Source organism: Desulfopila inferna (genome assembly GCF_016919005.1).
Classification (GTDB): Bacteria; Desulfobacterota; Desulfobulbia; order Desulfobulbales; family Desulfocapsaceae; genus Desulfopila_A; species Desulfopila_A inferna.
The window spans coordinates 150,640-168,848 of record NZ_JAFFQE010000006.1; the positions used below are offsets into that span (position 1 = coordinate 150,640).

The following is an 18,209-nucleotide window of genomic DNA, read 5'->3' on the forward strand; positions in this document are numbered from 1 at the left end:
GAATCTTTTGCTTGGCGATCAGCTGTCAGCTGAATCGTGAGATTTTTGAAATTTCCGGTAAAGCTCCATTTTCTTCAGATGAGCAGATTCTATATATTTCCTTTGGGAGATATTGCTGTCATAAGTACTGTTAAGGAATTATATGGAATTGTGCAAAAAGAAATGATCATAGGGCTAAGTGAAAAATGGAAACCATACAGGTCGCTGGCCGCCTATTATTTCTGGCATTATTATTTGAGTAGTAGAAATCGAGTACATCGGCAAGATACCTGATCGGGTAGCCGGGGTTCTGCTCCCCCCCCCACACCACCAAGCAAGCGGGTCCGCAATAAATGGCCAAAAAGAAAAACGTGGTCAGCACGGTCTGTTCCCCTTATCTTTTCAATAACTCCAAAAAAGGAAAAAGAGGAGGCTGCAATGAAAGAAATACTTCCAGGCGTATTCCATTGGACGACCTTCCACGAGGGGATTGGCCAGAAAGTTCACTCCTACTTCCTTTCCTGCATCGATCCCCCGGTGCTGATCGATCCGAGGGTTCCGGAGAGAGGCCTCGACTGGTTTGAAAATCACAAGCCGGCCCATGCCTTTCTCACCAACCGCCACCATTACCGGCACAGTGACCGCTTTGAAAAAGCCTTCGGAACCAGAGTCTGGTGCCATAAGGACGGGATGCATGAATTCACGGCAGGGGAAAAAGTTCATTCCTTTGCCTACGGAGAAGAGCTTCCCGGAGGCATCCTGGCCCTGGAGGTTGGGGTACTCTGCCCGGAGGAAACGGCCCTTTATTGTCCATGCTCGGGCGGCATTCTAGCCATCGGTGACGCCATCATCCGCTATGGAGAAGAGCTTGGCTTTGTGCCGGAGGAGCTGATGGGAGAGGATCCTAAGGGAGTGGAGAGGGGGTTACGACGTGTCTTTCTCCGTCACATGGAGAGGGACTTTGACCATCTGCTTTTGGCCCATGGAAAACCATGGGTCGGTGGCGCGAAGAAAGGGCTGCAGCGGTTTCTGGAGAGCCTGCCGAATTGATCCGGACCACTCGGAATTAGGAATTCATCAAGAGTATCAGCGGACTGAAGGTCACGGAAGAAAGCCTTGCTATGGACCATCTGGTACGGATTAACTGACAACAGCTATCCAGAACAGCAGTATCAAGAGCGATGCTGCCGTGACAGGGATGCCGATACGGGCATGCTGCAGGAACGTCAGGCGTATACCTGCGGCATTGGCTTGTTCAACAACGATGAGATTTGCAATGGAGCCCAGCAGGAACAGATTACCGGCGAAGGTGCTGGCCAGGGAAAGGGTATACCATTGCAATGGCTGTTGTGGGTCGAGGGCTCCGGCGAGCAGCATGACGGCGGGGACATTGCTGAAAACATTGCTTAATACCACCGACACTCCAGTGAGCAGTGGCAGGCTGTGCAGGTTGACGCCAAGGATTTTGAGCTGTTCGATTGCCGCATGCAGATAACCGCTTTCGCTCAAGCCGTGAATGAGTATAAAAAGTGCGCTAAAAAGAGAAATGAGGTGCCAGTCGATAAGGCTGGTAATGTCCCGGGTTTTCATTTTCCTGCTGCAGAGCAGAACCCCGGCAATGCCGATTGCCGATATTTCCCTGGGAAAAGGGAGGAGAAAAAGAAAAAGCAGAACCATGAGGGCAATAAGTCCTTTGGTGGTCTGCCAGGAGTTGAAGGGTTGCTCGATGGTATTGTCTGGCAGGGTTGCATGTTCATCCGCCAGATGGACCCGGCCGCGGTAGAGCCACAGGATAATGAAACAGGAAAACAACAGAGAGAGCAGCGAGGGTGGGCCGCACCAGAGAAAAAACTCCCAGAAATCAAGATTGCCGGTCTGGCCGATCAGCATATTCTGCGGGTTGCCGATGATAGTTGCGGCAGACCCTATATTGCTTGAAACTGCAAGACCTAAAAGGTAGGGCAGCGGGTTGAGCCGCGCCTTGATAAGGGCGCCTGCAAGAATGGGAGTGAAGGCAAAACAGACGATATCATTTGCGAGGATGGCCGAAAGGCTTGCGCTGGCTGCCATTATGACCAGCAGGAACAGGTTCGGACGAGATGAATATGGTATAATCTTTCTGGCAATCCAGGTGTAGAAACCGCCGAGGCGGAATTGTGCCGAAAGGATCATCAGGGAATAGAGCAGCAGTATGGTCGTCAGGTCTATGGCATGAAAAGCCGATTCAGGCGAAATCCCCCCGAAGACAACCATGGCTATGGCACCGAGAAGAGCGATGCCGGTCCTGTCGATAGTAAGCCCCGGTATTTTCCCAAGAGCTATTCCAGCATAGGAGAGTGTGAAAATGATAAGCGCCGTCATTGCATATACTCATGTTGAAAAAGACTGGTCTCCTAGCCGGGCGATGAGCAGCCTGAAGCGAGTGCGGCTGGACGTGTTGCTGAAAATACCATAGGATGAGAAAAAGGGGGATGACTTTGATGCGGGACAACAATTATGACAAGTCAGCCTCCTGCCTTAACCGGCATAAGAGCCACTGTTCTCCGCAAGGCAATGATATCTTTGAGTCAATGGCAGCCTAACCGCCAGGGTCGGTGCGGCTTCCTGGTTCTTTATAAAAAAAATGGGTGCCGAGATGAAAACCTGCATCGTGACACATTTCACCGGATTAACAGCCATAGTGCTCATCGTCATTCTCTCCTCCTGCACTATGGCTCCAGAGCGGCATCTTGGCGACAAGGTCGTAGCAGATGAGCGGATCGAACTGAAGAGAACGAAAGAGAACAAAATATGGTCAACCAACGATCTCTCCATTCATTACGGCCTGCTGGATCAAGGAAATTTCTTCGACATCAACGGTTTTGTGGAGATAAGCACCAGCGTCACCTATACATTCCCTCTCGCCGACTATCTCTATATCCATGTCTACCTCCTCGATGACGAGGGCGTGTACACCAGCCGCCACACTATCCGTCCCAACATTTCCATCTACAATACCTTTCCGGAAAAAGCGGGTTTCCGCGCTACCCTGCCCAAAGACCGGGAGACAGCATACATTGCCTTCGGTTATCTTGGGAACTTTGTCAGCATTGAGAGGGAGGGAGGCGGGAGAAGGCGCGGTTACGAAAAACTCGACTGGCCAATCTACCATGATCCATTCAAGTAGAAAACTGGAGAATGGTCGTTCCTGGCGGCCAACTCGTTTGAGTTATATCGTGCCCCAAAAAGGTACTTGATTTATGAAACTACATGCCGTCAATGAATCAAACGCAAAGATCCAGACAAAAACAGAAAGGGACAGGAAAAAGCGGCTCTCGCACCGGTAAATCGGATTTCCAGATGGGGCTAAGCAAGGATGCTGCTATTTCTCATATATGGTTACAACCACGGCCGTAAGAATAAAAAGCACTCCCCAGTAACCGAGAAATGTAAAATATTCTCCAAAAAGTATATATGCGGCAAGTGCCGCAACCACGGGTTCAATGGTTGCTACAATTGAGGCCCGCCCTGCTTCAAGACACTTCAATCCAATGTAATAACAATAATTGGCTATGTATGTTGAAATAACGGAGACACTTATAAGTGCTGTCCAGGCAAGAGGCGTTTTATGAGTAAATTCAACGAAAGGTAAAATTGCCAATGCGCCAAGAGGAAGAAGATATAGAAACAGGTTCGCTGATGTATACTTCTTCGAAAAGTGTTTTCCTATGGTGTAATAGAGAGAGTAACAAAACCCCGCACAAATACCGGAGAGAAGCGCAACAACTCCTATGGAATGGGATCCGCTGGCGTTGCCTCCGGTTTTTGATATCAGATAAACTCCGGCAATAACGAGAATTACCGATATAATTTTTATACGGGTCAGTTTTTCTTTATAAATAAAGTAAGAAAAGACGACAACCCAGGCGGGTGCAGTGTATAAGAGTACGGAGGCAAAAGCGGCGCCACCGGTTTTAACTGCATACTGGTAAGAAATATAAAAGAGAGAAATTCCAAAGAGAGAAAAGACGACCAGTAAAGGAGTGTCCTTAACATCTATACGAGTATTCCCCTGGATAACTGCTTGTGTCGCAAAACATATCCATGTTAACAAAGCTCGCCAGAACGCGACTTCCATCGGTTCAATCCCCTGCGCAAAAGCCAGGCTCGAGAAAATCCCAATAAGCCCCCAGCAGATCGCAGCAGATAGTATAAAAATATAACCAGTAATCATGCCGCTATGTTTTACTAACGTTATTTGCCTTTGCAAGTAAAAAAACACTCGCTATACTTTATCCATGAGATGACAGCATAAGTATCATATTTACTGGTGAGGAAAAAGGCGGAACCGGAAAAGCCACCTTGGCAGCCAATATGGCGGCTATAAAAATCTCCGAGCAAAGCCTGGAGAGGGATTGAAGAAGTCTAATCATTACTGGCGATAGGCAACAAGGGGAGATTTGTTTGGCCTTACAATCAAAGCAGATACAGATTCTGGGACTTATCGGTTGGCTGGTTGTGAGTTTTGGCGCTTCTGCTGTTGGAGGGGCAGCATCAATACAGGCCAAATCGTTTTACAGTCAGCTGGTCCAGCCTGCATGGGCGCCGCCTCCAGGGCTTTTCGGGCCAGTCTGGACCGTTTTGTACGCCTTGATGGCTATCTCTGCATGGCTGGCATGGCGCTCCGGCGGGTTCCGCATTAATCGCATCCCACTCTCGCTCTTTCTAGTGCAACTCACCCTGAACGCCCTCTGGAGCTGGATCTTCTTTGTTTGGCAGCGCGGCGCCTTGGCATTTGCCGACACCGTGTTGCTTTGGGTCCTTATTGCTGCTACCCTCGTCTTTTTTTGGCGCGTGCGTCCTCTTGCCGGCGCTCTCCTCATTCCGTACCTGCTGTGGGTTGGTTACGCATCTGCCCTCACCTACTCTCTATGGCAGCTTAACCCCCAAGTTTTAGGATAGCGGCGCGCTGTCTAACTCTGGGCTGCTGAGGAACGGAATGCAGGTTATCAGGATTACCCGGAGAACCAGGTAAAGAAGTAATCGGGGGGGAACCACAAACCCGGAGCGTCGTCTCAGCCGCTCCAGGTTCGTGGTAAAGCAGAGAGACTGTTATTGCACTTCCCTGGCTACGTCAAGCAGGATTTCCACCGCCTTGTGGGCATGATCCCTGGTAAGCACCAGCGGCGGCATGAACCGGAAGACATTGCCATAGCGGCCGCAAGGTACCATCAGCATACCTCGATTCAGCATGCCCATGATTATACCACCGACAGCATCCCTGTTGAGGGGCTCCCGGCTCTCTTTGTTTTCGACCATTTCAATGCCGATCATCAACCCTCTTCCACGGACATCACCAATTATCCGTATGTCCCCGGCACCTTCCATAATCAGCTCCCTGATCTCCTGGCCCAGCTCGCCGGCCCGCTTGATCAAGGCGTTGTCGTTTTCGGTGAGGATTTCTATGTTAGCCAGACAGGCAGCACTTGATACCGCGTTGCCCGCAAAAGTATTGGGCTGGGAATGGTCATCGATCTGCTGGGCCAGATCTTTCCGGATAGTCAGACCTGCCATGGGTACATCACCGCCCATTCCTTTTCCCCAGGTGATCATATCGGGTTCTACCTCGGTATGCTCAATACACCACATTTTGCCGGTCCGCCCCGCGCCGGCCTGCACTTCATCCGATATATAGAGAGCGCCATGCTTTTCACAGGCTTTTTTGACTATCTCCAGGTAGCCGGGAGGAGGTGGCAGATAACCGCCCTCGCCCTGCTGCGCCTCAATGATCAGCGCCCCGACATCGTCTGCACCTGTATAGGGGGTATTAAGAACGTAATCCACATACTTGGCACACTGCAGATTGCAGCTGGGATAAGTCAAGCCAAAGCAACATCGGTAGCAATATGGATAGGGGAGATGAATAACACCCGGAATAAATGGTCCATAACCCTGGCGATATTGATCGCCAGTGGTAAGGGAATTAGATCCGCACCACACACCATGATAAGCACCATGGAATGCAGCAATCTGGGTGCGGCCGGTAATTTTCCGGACGAACTTGATTGCTGTTTCAACCGCGCCGCTTCCCCCCTGGGTAAAATAGGTGATGCAATTGTCACGCAGCCCGGCCGGCATAATTTTGGCCAGACTTTGTGCCAGTTCGGTGCGTTTCACATTAGAGATGTCACTGGCGTGCATCAACACCCCCATCTGCTTTTGCATCGCCTCAACAACCCGGGGATGGCAGCGTCCTACCGAGTTAACAGCCACACCGGCGGTGATATCGATCATTACATTGCCATCCGGATCCCTGACTGTGGTTCCTCTGCCTTCGGAAAACACAAAAGGAAATCTGCCGCCGCCGCGCGCCATGGATTCAGAGCCGAATGAGTTATCGAGACTCTCCTGGGTCTTTGGCCCGGGAAAACCCTCTGTAACGATTTTTGGTGCATCCGGGTATGAAAGCTCAGCTAGATCTTTTTCATTGATCATTTTCTATTTCTCCTTTTGAAATATAATTATTGATGAACATTGTCGAGTTCATCATCGGAAACATCGAATCGATTGCCTCCAGGCTCCAAGTCTTCCGATAGAAAAAACTTCGGCAGACGATCGTCGAGTCGGCCAAGACCTGCTGCTTTGTTAAATTTACGTTCCTCTTCATTGACCATGCTCCCCAGCCGCATAAGATATTGCTCTTCCAGCGATTCATCGAGAACCGCACTGACACAATCAATTAAGTATTTTTGAAGTTCAGGCATATCCAGTGGAGGTAAGGCTGCGAACAAGCAGATTCCAAGAGTGTCAATGGCAGCAAAGTAACGTTGTAAGAATTGGGATACCGGGGCCTGGCCGGTAGAGGCCGACGGATCATAATCAGGGTTTGCCGGACTTGGTAGAGCGTTACCACAGGTATGATCGGCGCCCATTGGTGAGGTGGCGTAGGTCACTCCGGTTCCTTTGAGAACCCTGGGGTCATAACCGGACAGGCACTGTCCCTTAACCTGGGGTATCCGCGCCACCCCAAGTTGCTCCCCGGTATATTTGCAGCCGTTGCCAATCATTCGACCCATTTTTGTGCCCTCGGCAATTTCGAAGACCAGCCGCAGTGCTCCGGGCCCATCCCCCCAAGGCAGGATTCCGGCATCCATCGCCACGGCAATCGCACCTCCGACATCCATGGTATCCAGGCCAAAATCATTGCAGACCGCATTCATGGCCGCAATGATATCAACGTCGTCAATCAGGCAGTTAGCGCCCATAAGAGCCAAGGTTTCGAACTCAAGACCTGAAACCACCACCTCTCCTTCGGCATCGGTATATATGTTTGAACAACTCATGACACATCCGGTCATGCATCGATGACTACAGTCACCGTTAGGCCGGGCATCGATCAGTTCCGCGATATACTCACCTGAAATTTTTTCAGCACCGTCAAATTTCCCCTGAGAATAGTTTTTGGTACTTATTGCTCCCATTTCATTAATCATACCGACAAGGAGCGGCGTGCCGAATCGCCTCAGCCCTGCAGCCAGGGGATGCGAGGTAATCCCTCTGGTAAAATCCTTGATCGAGGACTTGAGCAATGCGGTATTTTTGACTTCAGGCCCCTGGCAATCCAGATCATCTACAATGATCATCTTGACTTTCTTGGCACCCATTACAGCTCCAAGTCCTCCTCTAGCTGCCATGCGGGGAAAATGATCCGGAGAGGTTATCGCTATTCCCGCTGCCATCAGTTCCATTTCCCCGGCCTGGCCGATAGCAATGACACTGACCGCATCGCCGTGATCGTGGCGCACTGACTCGATACTCGCCTTAATTCCCTTCATTTTGAGATGATCGGCTGGAAAGAAGGTGAGTCCTTTTTTGTCTATCTTCAGGGCAGTCCACTGCTTGGCGAACCCTTCCAGAACAATTGCCTGAATACCCAGGCGAGCAAGCATATGCGCTGCCGCCCCTCCGGCATTGGCTTCCTTGATACCTTTGGTCAAAGGGCTTTTTGCACCGACGGAGATCCTGCCGCTATTGGGCACATTTGAACCGGCTAAGACTCCCGGGGCAAAAATCAGTTTGTTGTATTCCCCCAGAGGATCACAATCTGGTGGAACCTCCTGAGATATAATTCTTGATGTCAATCCTCGACCACCGAGATTACGATATGTATCAGGTGTTGGAATCGATTCATATGTTGCGGTATTGAGATTTATTCTTAGGATATTGGCCATTTCCTCCCTCCTGGAGAAGTTTAAAATAGTTCATATTCGAGCCGGATGAGTGGGCCGCTTACGGAGGGATTGCAACATCGGTGCCGATAACAACAGAGGGTGAGTCTTTACTCATCCCTCACCGTTAAACAGGCCATATCGGCGGCTGTCGGGCGCTATCAAATAAAACGGAAATGATCAAATATGTAGTGAAATTGGGAGTTAACAACCTGAGGGTAGTTCTCGGAAAAACTATGTTGGCAGGAAAGCACCAGAAAGAGACAGCTGCATGGAACGGCAATGAGGTGCAAGAAGTGTGTCAAATATGCACATTTGACAGCTCCATCCAATACAACTCATTGAATTTTAAAAAAATAAGCATTAATGAGTCATCTCTGACCCAAAACGCCTCTACTTCAACCCGCACACTTTCATTTTTCGGAATAAGGTCTTTCGCGACACCCCCAACTCCTTGGCCGCCTTGGATTTATTCCATCTGGTCTGCTCGAGTGCTTCCATAATCACCTTCTTTTCCACTTCTATCAGGGTATCTTTTAGGTTTTGACCGTTTCTGGGAACAGGAGAATCCACATATCCTGTTTCTTTTTGCCTCTGCATTCCTGGTACCTGCATGAAATCCAGGTTTTTCATAGTAATAAAGCGACGAAGGGCATTCTGAAGCTCCCTGATATTGCCGGGCCAGGGATAGTTTTTCAGGGTCTCCAGTTCTTCACTGGAGAGCGAGGCTATACTGTGAGAAGATCCATATTCCTTTAAAAAATGATTAATTAAGATAAAAATATCATCTCCCCTTTCCCGCAAAGGCGGCAGGTGAATGGGAATTACATGTATCCTGAAAAAGAAATCCTGTCGTATATTGTCGGTCCCCACCAGAAGTTGCAGATCCTTGTTCGATGCCGCGATGATACGCAGGTCTGGCCGGATAAGACGCCTGCTTCCCACAGGTGAAAATCCGCCACCGTCGATTGCCCTCAACAGCTTAACCTGAAGATTAGGACTGATATCACCTATTTCATCGAGAAACAGCGTGCCTCCACCTGCCGCCTCAAGATAGCCCTTTTTGTCCGCATTAGCCCCGGTAAAGGCACCCCGGGCTGTACCGAAAAACTCGCTTTCGATCAGATTCTCCGGAATGGCAGCACAGTTGACTGCAATGAAATTTTTGTCCTTGCGGGCGCTGGTATCGTGAATCGCCTGGGCGACCAGCTCCTTTCCGGTACCAGATTCTCCATACACAAAAACATTATCATCGGTGGTCGCCGCCTTGACAATAAGCTCAAAGACATCCTGCATGGCCTGACAATTGCCGATGATATTTTTGAATTTATAGCGATCACGTATCGTCGAGCGCAGCAGAAGATTCTCATTACGAAGCCTCTCCTCCATATTTTTAAATACCGTGAAGTCTGCTAAGAATCCTTCAACCGACGCGCCTCCATCTTCATCATGAGAGAGCACTTGGGCCTTATCGAAAACCCATTTCATTTCGCCGGCCGCGGTCATGACCCGATATTCGCATTCATATGGCTTGTTCTCACTGATTGCCAGGCGAGCTCTTTCATGCAGGCGTTCCAGGTCATCGGGATGAATCAGATGTTTCAATTCAAATAAATCGTTTCCGATAAAAAAAGAAGGCTCATGACCAAAAATCTGCCTGCACCCTTCACTGACAAAATTAACCCGCCAGGAGTTTTTTGATATGGTTATCCTGTAAGCCATTCCCGGCAAATTACGCAACAGTGCTGAGAGGCGACGCTCACTTCTTAAAACCTGACGCTCAGCCCGCTTAACCCTGGTGACATCCCGAATAGATTCTATCGCCCCGACTACCTGACCCTCATGATCCAGAATAGGCCCGGCCGTGACCCAGATTTCTCCACCCTCTCCATTATACAGATCGGGAATAACTCGCTCGGCCAGGATCTTTTTTTCTTCAACCTGGATGGCATGATCCCGGAAGAGATCCTTTACCTTTTCAGAACCCCGGATATCCTTGTTAAGGACTCCCTCGAGAATCAGCTGCAGCAGAAGAGGTTCTGAAGAGGTATAAAATTTTTTCAGATACGGCTTGAAATTTTTGCCCATCACCGTACTCTTCGTCACCCCGGTCATATCAACCATGGCACGGTTCCAGGCGATGATGTTTTCGCTGGTATCTACTACAGAAATTGGATATGGGAGAAAATCGATTATATCGGCCAGCTGCTTTCTCGAAGTCTCGAGCTCCATGGTCCGCTGGCGGACCAGTTCTTCAAGCATCAGCCGGTATTTTTCAAGCTGCTCTTCAATCTTTCTCTTTTCTGTGATGTCTCTCGCTGTCCCTTCCACAGCAATGACTTGACCATCATCGTCGAATATCGGAATTTCAATGGTAACGAAACGCCTCAGTGCCCCGCTTTTGTGATAAATCTCCATCTCATAAGGTGGTTGACGCACCCCCTGGCAGGAAAGCCGTGTCGACTGCTCCGCAATTTTATTGATCTCGTTTGGTGTCCAGAGTTCATCAGCCTTCATGCCGATATATTCATCAGGCGCAAAACCGAGAATGTTGCCGTAGGATGGGCTGATAAAAGTGAACCGGCCCTCCTTGTCATGACGATAAAAGAGGAATTCTTCCTTGAGATTATCCAGCATCCTGGCGTAGCGCCCTTCGCTTTCCAACAACGCCTGCGAAAGTTTCTCGTTTTCAGCAACTTTTGATTCGAGTTCTTTTTCAAGAGAGAGAACCTGTGCCGCTGTTTGCCTGTTCGCCATAGTAACCTCCTGATATATAGCGGTTTTAGCTAGACCAGCAGCTTCGCCCATTATTATCGCTAACTATACTGGATGGACACTACAGAATGATCAGATCCTGTCGCTGCCCATATTGCATACAATATTAATCCCTATTTGTAAATGATAGAGCACGACAAAAAGGGTCAAGAAGGCAACATTAGGGACCAACCTGACCCATTTCTGCGATCAGAAACGTGAAATTTCACATCCCGCCCCTGCTTCCACTGCACCACTACTCCACTTTTATAACTTACCGGGGAACCTTGGTATATATTTTGCTTACCTTCGCGGGTAGATTACATGCAATGCAGTCGTGTGATCCCTGATGTATATCCCGCTGCCATGAAGTGGAGACTGCGATTCACCGCACTTCGGCTTCAGAGGCAATCATTTAAGAATGAAATAGTAATGGAGACAAACAATTATGATCGTCGGTATTCTCAAAGAAATTAAATCAGAAGAAAATCGTGTCTGCATGACTCCCGCAGGGGTAGAAGTACTCAAGCAAAATGGTCATACCGTTCTGGTAGAGCAAGATGCCGGGCAGGGCAGCGGCTTTTCAGATCAGGCATTCATCAGCGCCGGCGCGACCATCATCTCGTCACCAGAGGGGATCTATGCCGAGGCCGATATGGTCATGCATGTAAAAGAGCCGCAGCCGTCTGAATACGAAATGATTCGCCCAGGCCAGATAGTTTTCACCTATCTTCATCTGGCCGCGGATCAACGCCAGACCGAAGCACTGATCAACCGGCGCTCTGTCAATATCGCTTATGAAACGATCCAGAAAGACGATGGCTCGCTCCCCCTGCTGACGCCTATGAGCGAGGTCGCCGGTCGAATGGCCATCCAGGAAGGTGCCAAATATCTGGAGATGGCGCAGGGTGGCTCCGGTGTTCTTTTGGGTGGTATACCAGGGGTCGATCCGGGAACAGTTATGGTCATTGGAGGCGGTGTTGTGGGTGTCAACGCCGCCAAAATGGCCTGCGGACTAGGCGCCAAAGTCTATATCCTGGATATGAACCTTGACCGGTTGCGCTATCTGTCCGATGTCATGCCTGCCAATTGCATACCGCTTATGTCCAGCCCGGAAACAATCCGTCACCTCTCCACAAAGGCGGATGTAGTGGTAGGCGCGGTTCTGATTCCCGGGACCAAGGCCCCAAAACTTATTACCAAAGACATGCTCAAAACCATGAAACCTGGATCTGTTATCGTGGATGTAGCCATCGACCAGGGGGGCTGTTTTGAAACCTCCAAAGCAACCACCCATGGTAACCCGATTTATACCGTCGATAAGGTCATCCATTATTGCGTCGCGAATATGCCGGGTGGAGTCGCCAGAACATCTACCCTGGGCCTGACCAACGCCACGCTTCCTTATGTAGTACAGATCGCCAACAAGGGCTGGGAACAGGCAATGCTTGAAAACCAGGAAATAAGACGGGGGGCCAATGTGATTGATGGTCATATTACCTATGAGGGCGTGGCCCAGGCCTTTGATATGCCGTACACCCCTATCGATACACTGCTGAATAAATAATGTATCCTGATTACCCCTAATCCTCAGCTCAAGGTCGGGACTGCTCTTTTCACGGGTCTCTGCAGCCCGGACGGCTGCAGCGAAGCCCCCATTGACGGGTTTATGGCGTCCCGATGAAAAGAGCAGTCCCGGCCTGGGCCAGGAGAGGCTGAGTTTCAGGGGTAATCAGATAATGTATTGCAACTGCGCCTCCAGCGCCCTGCCCAATCGTGCTCCGGAAAGCACGCGCCGGGAACTTGAGGCGACTGCTGTTAACAGACCAGTTTTGGTTGCCCTTCCCGTCGCCCTTCTTCTTTTCCTTTTTTGAACCAGACAGGGACTCTTCAGCATTACCAGATCACCCGGTCAAGGGTTCCACGCCTTCCACACTGTTGCGGATAACACCATAATCCCTGGAAAAAAGTTTGGGCCACATTCTTGAACTTAAATGGGTCACAAAGGCGCAACAGCTAGATTTTATTAAGTTAAATTACTGTATTTATTGATATTACAGCTATAGAGCGGTTTTGATACAGAGTGGGCCTACATTAACTCCTGCCGTACTCAAGCGAGGCAGAAACCATACTCCGAAACTTTAACGAAATACTGCTATCTTCCCTGTTTCCCTTTGCAGAACCTCATATAAATGCTCAAGGGCAGAGGAGCTGTAATCCCGTCACCTGCTGGCACTCATCTTGCTATCTGCTATGCAAAGGTTACTGAACCATTGACAAAATTCTCATTCACTTCAAAGGCAGTGGCCGCAAGGGTTTTTAACCAAGGGTCTCATGGCCCTCTTCAATTGCTCAATCCAATAATGGCTGTACTTCAAAAGCAGCCATACAGCGGTCCTTTGCAGATTTCTGTGAAGACCTTAGAACCATTTTTTAAGGAGGAAAGAGGTTATGAAAAAACGTTTTTGGGCAGCCATGTTGTCTTTAGCAATTTTATCTTGCACCACCCTTGCAGCCGCCGACGTCATCGATCCACTCGACAACGGCTCGGCCCCCCCTGGCCTCTTTGCACTGGTCACTTATTTTGGGCAGGATAACATACCTGAGGTTACCGACCAGGATGGCAATGAATATGATTTTGGTCTCAAGGCAAGCAGTATGGTGATCCGTCCGGTATATTTCATCGGCCAGGTAGCGAACAAATTCACCTACGGCCTTAACGCCATCATCCCTACTGTCCACCTGAGTCTGGACAGCGATAATGCCTTTGGGGCGCCATCGAGCAATGAGTTCGGTCTTGGCGATATCGGTATCAGCCCCTTTATATTTCTCTATGAAAACTTCGATTCACAGCTCTTTTTGTCCTTCTGGGAATTTGCATTTTTGCCCACTGGAGATTATGACAAAAACAACGCCGTCAATATCGGCAGGGATACCTACTGGTTTCAACACCAGCTGGCCTTTGGCTGGTATCCAGGCAAATTCGGGATAGACGCAAATCTCAACTATTTTCAATATACCGAGAGTGATGAGCTGAACTACGAGGAATCCGATGCGGTCGAGGTCGAAACTGTCGTTCACTATGCATTGACCGATAATTTCAGGGTAGGCCTCAACGCCGCGTACTGGATAGGCGTTGAAGGTGCAAAAGACAACGGGGTAACTATTCCGGACAGTGAACCTATGAGCTTTAAACTCGGACTCAACCTTTATTATATGATGAGTGAGAGTTTCTCAGTAGGTTTTCGCTGGATGCATACTGTTGACTCCGAGAACTCCACCATGGGCGATTCGGCATATATAAAACTGGCATACGTCTTTTAAACAGCCCTCCAATGTATGTGACCGGTCATCGGAGCTCTTTGATGACCGGTCAAGCTTCAAGCCCTCCGCATCTTCCTGACTCATCCATTATCGCTCAATGCCCCTCAAAGGGCAACAATCTCAATCTTATTGCGCGACGGCAAAGATCGACGAGGAGGATCAGACATAGCTTGAATTTCAGCCCAGCTGGTGCGGAAGAACATCGTGAATCAGCATTGCCGGCGGAGCTGACAACCGATCAGGCACCAGGAAAGATGCGATATGTGATGACTTGAATACTGGAGAATCGGGAGGGATTAACGTGCAGAAAAACAAAAGAGATCAAAAAGAGATGACATTCATGCAGGTTGGAGATTTTGTCTCTGATTTCGGAGGCAATGAGCTCGAGCATACGGACGATCTGACCGGCAGAACCCTTGACATCGATTTCGATACCGGCTGGACGGTTCGTTATCGCTTTATGCCCGATCGGCGCCTGGAGTGGCGGATGCTTGCTGGATCGGGGTTTGATCAGAAGGCGGCAAAACAGGGCCTGGAAAGTTACCGCGCCACCTGCCTGCGCGAAGGCTATTTTCTGGTCGATTTCATCAGCAGTCATCAGCCGGTCCAGACGATGAGCCTGCTCGTTGACCTGATCCAAAATATTGCCACGATGGTTGAGGCCACCATGCCGACCCGCGAAGAAACGTTGAAGCCCCTCTTCCAGAGGGTCTTGGATAAGGAGCTGCTGACGCCTGTACGGGCAACGATCGCCCACGGCGCTCTGGATTGCCGCTTTGGCGAAGATACGCCAATCCACGAGCCGACCGAGGATCTGATCGGCAAAAGGGTGCGCTATCAATACGGCAAAAAAGACGCCTACGAGCATATTTACTTGAGCAGCAGGTTGTATACCTGGAACTGTATTCAGGGCCCGGAGGCCGGCCTGGCCGACACCGACTATTGCCGGTATTACCGGGTCGCAGATGATTTTTACCTGTTTGTCTGGCTGGAAAAGATCATACCCACTGTCGGTCTGGTTCTCATTGATTTTCAACAAAAAAAGACCAGCGGCAAAATTTTTGGCTATCAAGACGGCGATTTCGGCGCTACCTGCAATACCCCGGTGGGTGCCAATCTTAGCATTCAAAATCAGACGAGGTACGACCATGTTGGGAATTGATCTGCACGAGACCGCTGCCGCTTTGCAGCGCGAACTGCTGGAGTTTACCAGATTGCATCCCCGTTCCGGTGAATGCTACCGGCAGGGTCTGGAACATTACCTCTACGGAGCTCCTCTGCACTGGATGCAGCAATGGTCCGGCAGCTATCCTGTCTATGTGGCCACAGCTCAAGGGGCAAGGGTTGAGGATGTGGACGGCAACAGCTATATAGATTTTGCCCTCGGTGATTCCGGGGCCATGTACGGCCACGCAAACCCGGCCACAGTCAAGGCAATAAGTAACCAGCTTGCCAAGGGCTCAACTTTTATGCTGCCCACCGAGGAGAGCCTCTGGGTCGGCAAGGAACTGGCAAGACGTTTTGGCCTTCGCTATTGGCAGCTTACCACCTCGGCAACAGACGCCAATCGTTTTGTGCTGCGGCTCTGCCGAATGATCACCGGCCGCAACAAGATGCTTACCTTCAACTGGAACTACCACGGCAGTGTCGATGAGACCCAGGTTGAATTCGACTCCGGACGGCTCATGGTACCGCGCCAGGATGTTTACCATAACGGTATTGATCATCGTCAGACCACACGCCTGGCGGAATTTAACGACATAGCCGGCCTGGAAGAGTCCCTCAGCCATGGAGACGTGGCCTGCGTTCTCACCGAACCGGTGATGACCAATATCGGCATGGTGCCACCGGATCCCTGCTACCACAAGGCCCTGCGCGAGATGACGCGGCGTTACGATGTACCACTGATTATCGATGAAACACATACTATCTCCAGCGGCCCGAGCGGCTATACCGGCAAATACGGGCTGATGCCGGATTTTTTGGTTCTCGGCAAAGCAATCGGAGGCGGAATCCCCATTGCCGTCTGGGGGGCCAGCGAGACAATGGCCGAACGGATCTGGCAGGCGCGGCCGCCTTTCAAGCCGGGTGAGCCGATCAATCACTACGGATTCGGTGGCACCCTGGCCGGCAGCGCCCTCCAAATAGTGGCACTCAAGGCTACCCTTGAGGAAATCATGACCGATGACAATTTCTGCCGTATGGAGAAGATGGCTCTTCGCTTTGAAGCCGGCACCAACGAGGTGATCAAAAAACACCGGCTTCCCTGGCATGTCACGCGTATAGGTGCCCGTGCTGAATATCTGTTTTTGGATCATCCCCCGAAGAATGGTGGCGAAGCTCACTTGGGCCGGCATGCGCTGCTCGAGGCCTATATTCATCTCTACCTGTTGAATAGGGGCATTCTCCTGACTCCCTTCCACAATATGGCCCTGATGTGCCCATTCGTCAGCGAAGCCGACGTTGACCGGCATTCACTTTTGCTGGATGAATGTTTATTCACCATCAAAGAGGAGCGCTGAGGCAAACAAGGTTGAAGATCTTCACGCTGCGAAAATGATGGCGGTACTCTGCCAAACACGCGTTGATCCGCCGGCAGCAATTAACCGAGCTTGTTCGGCAGCCAGGTAGCGAGTTCGGGGAACACCATCACCGCAATCAGGACGATTAACTGTATCAGCATGAAGGGCGGGGCTGCGCGCCAGATATCGTTAGTGGTAACATTGGGTGGAGCAACACCCTTCATCATGATCAACGCCCAGCCAAAAGGTGGAGAAAGATATGCCAGCTGCATATTCAAGATAAACAGGATGGCAAACCAGATAGGATCGAAGCCGAGCATTATGGCGATAGGCATCATGATTGGGGCACAGATGGTCACGACGGCATAGTCGTCCATAAACATCCCGAATATCATCAAGGTCAGCTGCATGACAATGAGCACCGTCCAGCGGCTGACTTCGAGTGCCTCAATAAAGGACATGATCATATCCTGGGCGCCGGCACTCGAATAGAAAACGCCAAAGAGGGTAGCCGGAATAAGGATCCACAGCGCCATTCCGGTTATTTTGAGGGTCTCGGAACATGAATCACGGATGACCCTCAGACTCAGCTTCCCTTGCAGGGCGCAAATGAGCATCGCCCCCAGCGCGCCGACTCCGGCCGCTTCGGTGGGGGTGGCGATACCAAGAAAAATCGAGCCAAGAACCAGCACTACCAGCATGCAGGGCAGGAAAATTTCCCTCAGCGAGTGAAAACGCATGGACCAGGTTACCGTCTCGCTGGTCTTGGGCAGTGATTTGGGGCTGACAAGACCGGTGATGACGACAAAGAGGATATAACATGTGGCCAGGATGAGGCCGGGGACAAGACCACCGAAAAAAAGCTGCCCTATCGAGATTCTGGCGATGAAGGCAAAGATTATCATGATAATAGCAGGCGGAATGATCTCGCCGAGCACGCCCCCCGCCATAACTGTACCCAGAGCCACATTCTTGCTGTAGTTGTGCTTGAGCATCGCTGGTACGGCCACCAGTCCCATGGTCAGAATCCCAGGGCCAAAACCTCCACACATGGCCAGTGCCACACAGACCACGATGGAAACAATGGCCAGACCACCGCGAATACCGGAAAGCCAATAATTCAATCCTTGAAACATGCGTTCGGATATTCCCGACTGGACCAGCAGATTCCCCATGATGATAAAGAGCGGAATGGTCATCAGTGTCGGGCTGGTAATTTGCTGATATGTCGTGGTTGCCACCGTATAAAGAGCATCCGGTCCATCAACGAAGAAGGTAAAGGCAACCGTTATTGCCCCAAGGGCAAAGGTTACCGGTATTCCCAAGGCCAGCAGAACCAACAACCCTCCAAACAAAGTTACTGTGATGATTTCAATGCTCATAAGTGATCCGATTCTGATTCTCGATTATTAGCGGGCTGCGG

14 protein-coding genes are annotated in these 18,209 nt (G+C 50.3%); 8 read left to right on the forward strand and 6 right to left on the reverse strand.

Annotated elements, in window-relative coordinates; genetic code table 11:
- Nucleotides 1–417: 417 nt before the first annotated feature.
- Complete coding sequence (locus JWG88_RS15295) at nt 418–1,029, forward strand: MBL fold metallo-hydrolase (protein ID WP_205234655.1); 612 nt, start codon at nt 418–420, stop codon at nt 1,027–1,029.
- 90 nt (nt 1,030–1,119) lie between these two features.
- On the opposite strand, the gene JWG88_RS15300 is transcribed toward JWG88_RS15295, so the two are convergent.
- A complete protein-coding gene (locus JWG88_RS15300; protein WP_205234656.1) occupies nt 1,120–2,340 on the reverse strand; it encodes an anion transporter in 1,221 nt (406 codons plus the stop codon).
- 274 nt (nt 2,341–2,614) lie between these two features.
- On the opposite strand from JWG88_RS15300, the gene JWG88_RS15305 reads away from it, so the two are divergent.
- Complete coding sequence (locus JWG88_RS15305) at nt 2,615–3,145, forward strand: hypothetical protein (RefSeq protein WP_205234657.1); 531 nt, start codon at nt 2,615–2,617, stop codon at nt 3,143–3,145.
- 195 nt (nt 3,146–3,340) lie between these two features.
- Here JWG88_RS15305 and JWG88_RS15310 read toward each other — a convergent pair whose 3' ends face one another.
- The gene (locus JWG88_RS15310; RefSeq protein WP_205234658.1) at nt 3,341–4,192 is read right to left on the reverse strand and encodes a DMT family transporter; all 852 of its coding nucleotides are present in this window, start codon (nt 4,190–4,192) and stop codon (nt 3,341–3,343) included.
- A gap of 230 nt (nt 4,193–4,422) precedes the next feature.
- Here JWG88_RS15310 and JWG88_RS15315 point away from each other — a divergent pair, with 230 nt between their 5' ends.
- Nucleotides 4,423–4,920 (forward strand): TspO/MBR family protein, encoded by a 498-nt coding sequence (locus JWG88_RS15315; protein ID WP_205234659.1) that lies wholly within the window; start codon nt 4,423–4,425, stop codon nt 4,918–4,920.
- Nucleotides 4,921–5,070: 150 nt separating this feature from the next.
- Here JWG88_RS15315 and JWG88_RS15320 read toward each other — a convergent pair whose 3' ends face one another.
- The 3 genes from JWG88_RS15320 to JWG88_RS15330 form a co-directional block, all read right to left on the reverse strand.
- Entirely contained in the window at nt 5,071–6,450 is a 1,380-nt protein-coding gene (locus tag JWG88_RS15320; RefSeq protein WP_353740683.1) for an aspartate aminotransferase family protein, read from the reverse strand.
- A gap of 29 nt (nt 6,451–6,479) precedes the next feature.
- Complete coding sequence (locus tag JWG88_RS15325) at nt 6,480–8,189, reverse strand: aldehyde ferredoxin oxidoreductase C-terminal domain-containing protein (protein WP_205234661.1); 1,710 nt, start codon at nt 8,187–8,189, stop codon at nt 6,480–6,482.
- A gap of 390 nt (nt 8,190–8,579) precedes the next feature.
- The gene (locus JWG88_RS15330; protein ID WP_205234662.1) at nt 8,580–10,943 is read right to left on the reverse strand and encodes a sigma 54-interacting transcriptional regulator; all 2,364 of its coding nucleotides are present in this window, start codon (nt 10,941–10,943) and stop codon (nt 8,580–8,582) included.
- Nucleotides 10,944–11,388: 445 nt separating this feature from the next.
- Here JWG88_RS15330 and ald point away from each other — a divergent pair, with 445 nt between their 5' ends.
- The 5 genes from ald (at nt 11,389) to JWG88_RS15355 (ending at nt 16,786) form a co-directional block, all read left to right on the forward strand.
- Entirely contained in the window at nt 11,389–12,507 is a 1,119-nt protein-coding gene (ald, locus tag JWG88_RS15335) for an alanine dehydrogenase (protein WP_205234663.1), read from the forward strand.
- Between the two features lie 91 nt (nt 12,508–12,598).
- On the forward strand, nt 12,599–12,814 hold the full coding sequence (locus JWG88_RS15340; RefSeq protein WP_205234664.1) for a hypothetical protein: 216 nt from the start codon (nt 12,599–12,601) through the stop codon (nt 12,812–12,814).
- Between the two features lie 577 nt (nt 12,815–13,391).
- Nucleotides 13,392–14,264 (forward strand): SphA family protein, encoded by an 873-nt coding sequence (locus JWG88_RS15345; protein WP_205234665.1) that lies wholly within the window; start codon nt 13,392–13,394, stop codon nt 14,262–14,264.
- 301 nt (nt 14,265–14,565) lie between these two features.
- Nucleotides 14,566–15,426 carry a MoaF C-terminal domain-containing protein gene (locus JWG88_RS15350; RefSeq protein ID WP_205234666.1) on the forward strand — a complete coding sequence of 287 codons (861 nt, stop codon included), beginning with the start codon at nt 14,566–14,568 and terminating at the stop codon, nt 15,424–15,426.
- Entirely contained in the window at nt 15,413–16,786 is a 1,374-nt protein-coding gene (locus JWG88_RS15355; RefSeq protein ID WP_205234667.1) for an aspartate aminotransferase family protein, read from the forward strand. The genes JWG88_RS15350 and JWG88_RS15355 overlap by 14 nt, the downstream gene beginning before the upstream one ends.
- 80 nt (nt 16,787–16,866) lie before the next feature.
- On the opposite strand, the gene JWG88_RS15360 is transcribed toward JWG88_RS15355, so the two are convergent.
- Complete coding sequence (locus tag JWG88_RS15360; protein ID WP_205234668.1) at nt 16,867–18,168, reverse strand: TRAP transporter large permease; 1,302 nt, start codon at nt 18,166–18,168, stop codon at nt 16,867–16,869.
- Nucleotides 18,169–18,209 lie beyond the last annotated feature (41 nt).

Excerpts from the sequence above, each read along its gene's own strand:
- JWG88_RS15345 (WP_205234665.1), top strand. The coding sequence starts at position 13,392 with ATGAAAAAACGTTTTTGGGCAGCCATGTTGTCTTTAGCAATTTTATCT.
- JWG88_RS15305 (WP_205234657.1), top strand. The coding sequence starts at position 2,615 with ATGAAAACCTGCATCGTGACACATTTCACCGGATTAACAGCCATAGTG.
- JWG88_RS15360 (WP_205234668.1), bottom strand. The coding sequence starts at position 18,168 with ATGAGCATTGAAATCATCACAGTAACTTTGTTTGGAGGGTTGTTGGTT.
- JWG88_RS15325 (WP_205234661.1), bottom strand. The coding sequence starts at position 8,189 with ATGGCCAATATCCTAAGAATAAATCTCAATACCGCAACATATGAATCG.
- JWG88_RS15310 (WP_205234658.1), bottom strand. The coding sequence starts at position 4,192 with ATGATTACTGGTTATATTTTTATACTATCTGCTGCGATCTGCTGGGGG.
- JWG88_RS15295 (WP_205234655.1), top strand. The coding sequence starts at position 418 with ATGAAAGAAATACTTCCAGGCGTATTCCATTGGACGACCTTCCACGAG.
- JWG88_RS15355 (WP_205234667.1), top strand. The coding sequence starts at position 15,413 with ATGTTGGGAATTGATCTGCACGAGACCGCTGCCGCTTTGCAGCGCGAA.
- ald (WP_205234663.1), top strand. The coding sequence starts at position 11,389 with ATGATCGTCGGTATTCTCAAAGAAATTAAATCAGAAGAAAATCGTGTC.
- JWG88_RS15300 (WP_205234656.1), bottom strand. The coding sequence starts at position 2,340 with ATGACGGCGCTTATCATTTTCACACTCTCCTATGCTGGAATAGCTCTT.
- JWG88_RS15330 (WP_205234662.1), bottom strand. The coding sequence starts at position 10,943 with ATGGCGAACAGGCAAACAGCGGCACAGGTTCTCTCTCTTGAAAAAGAA.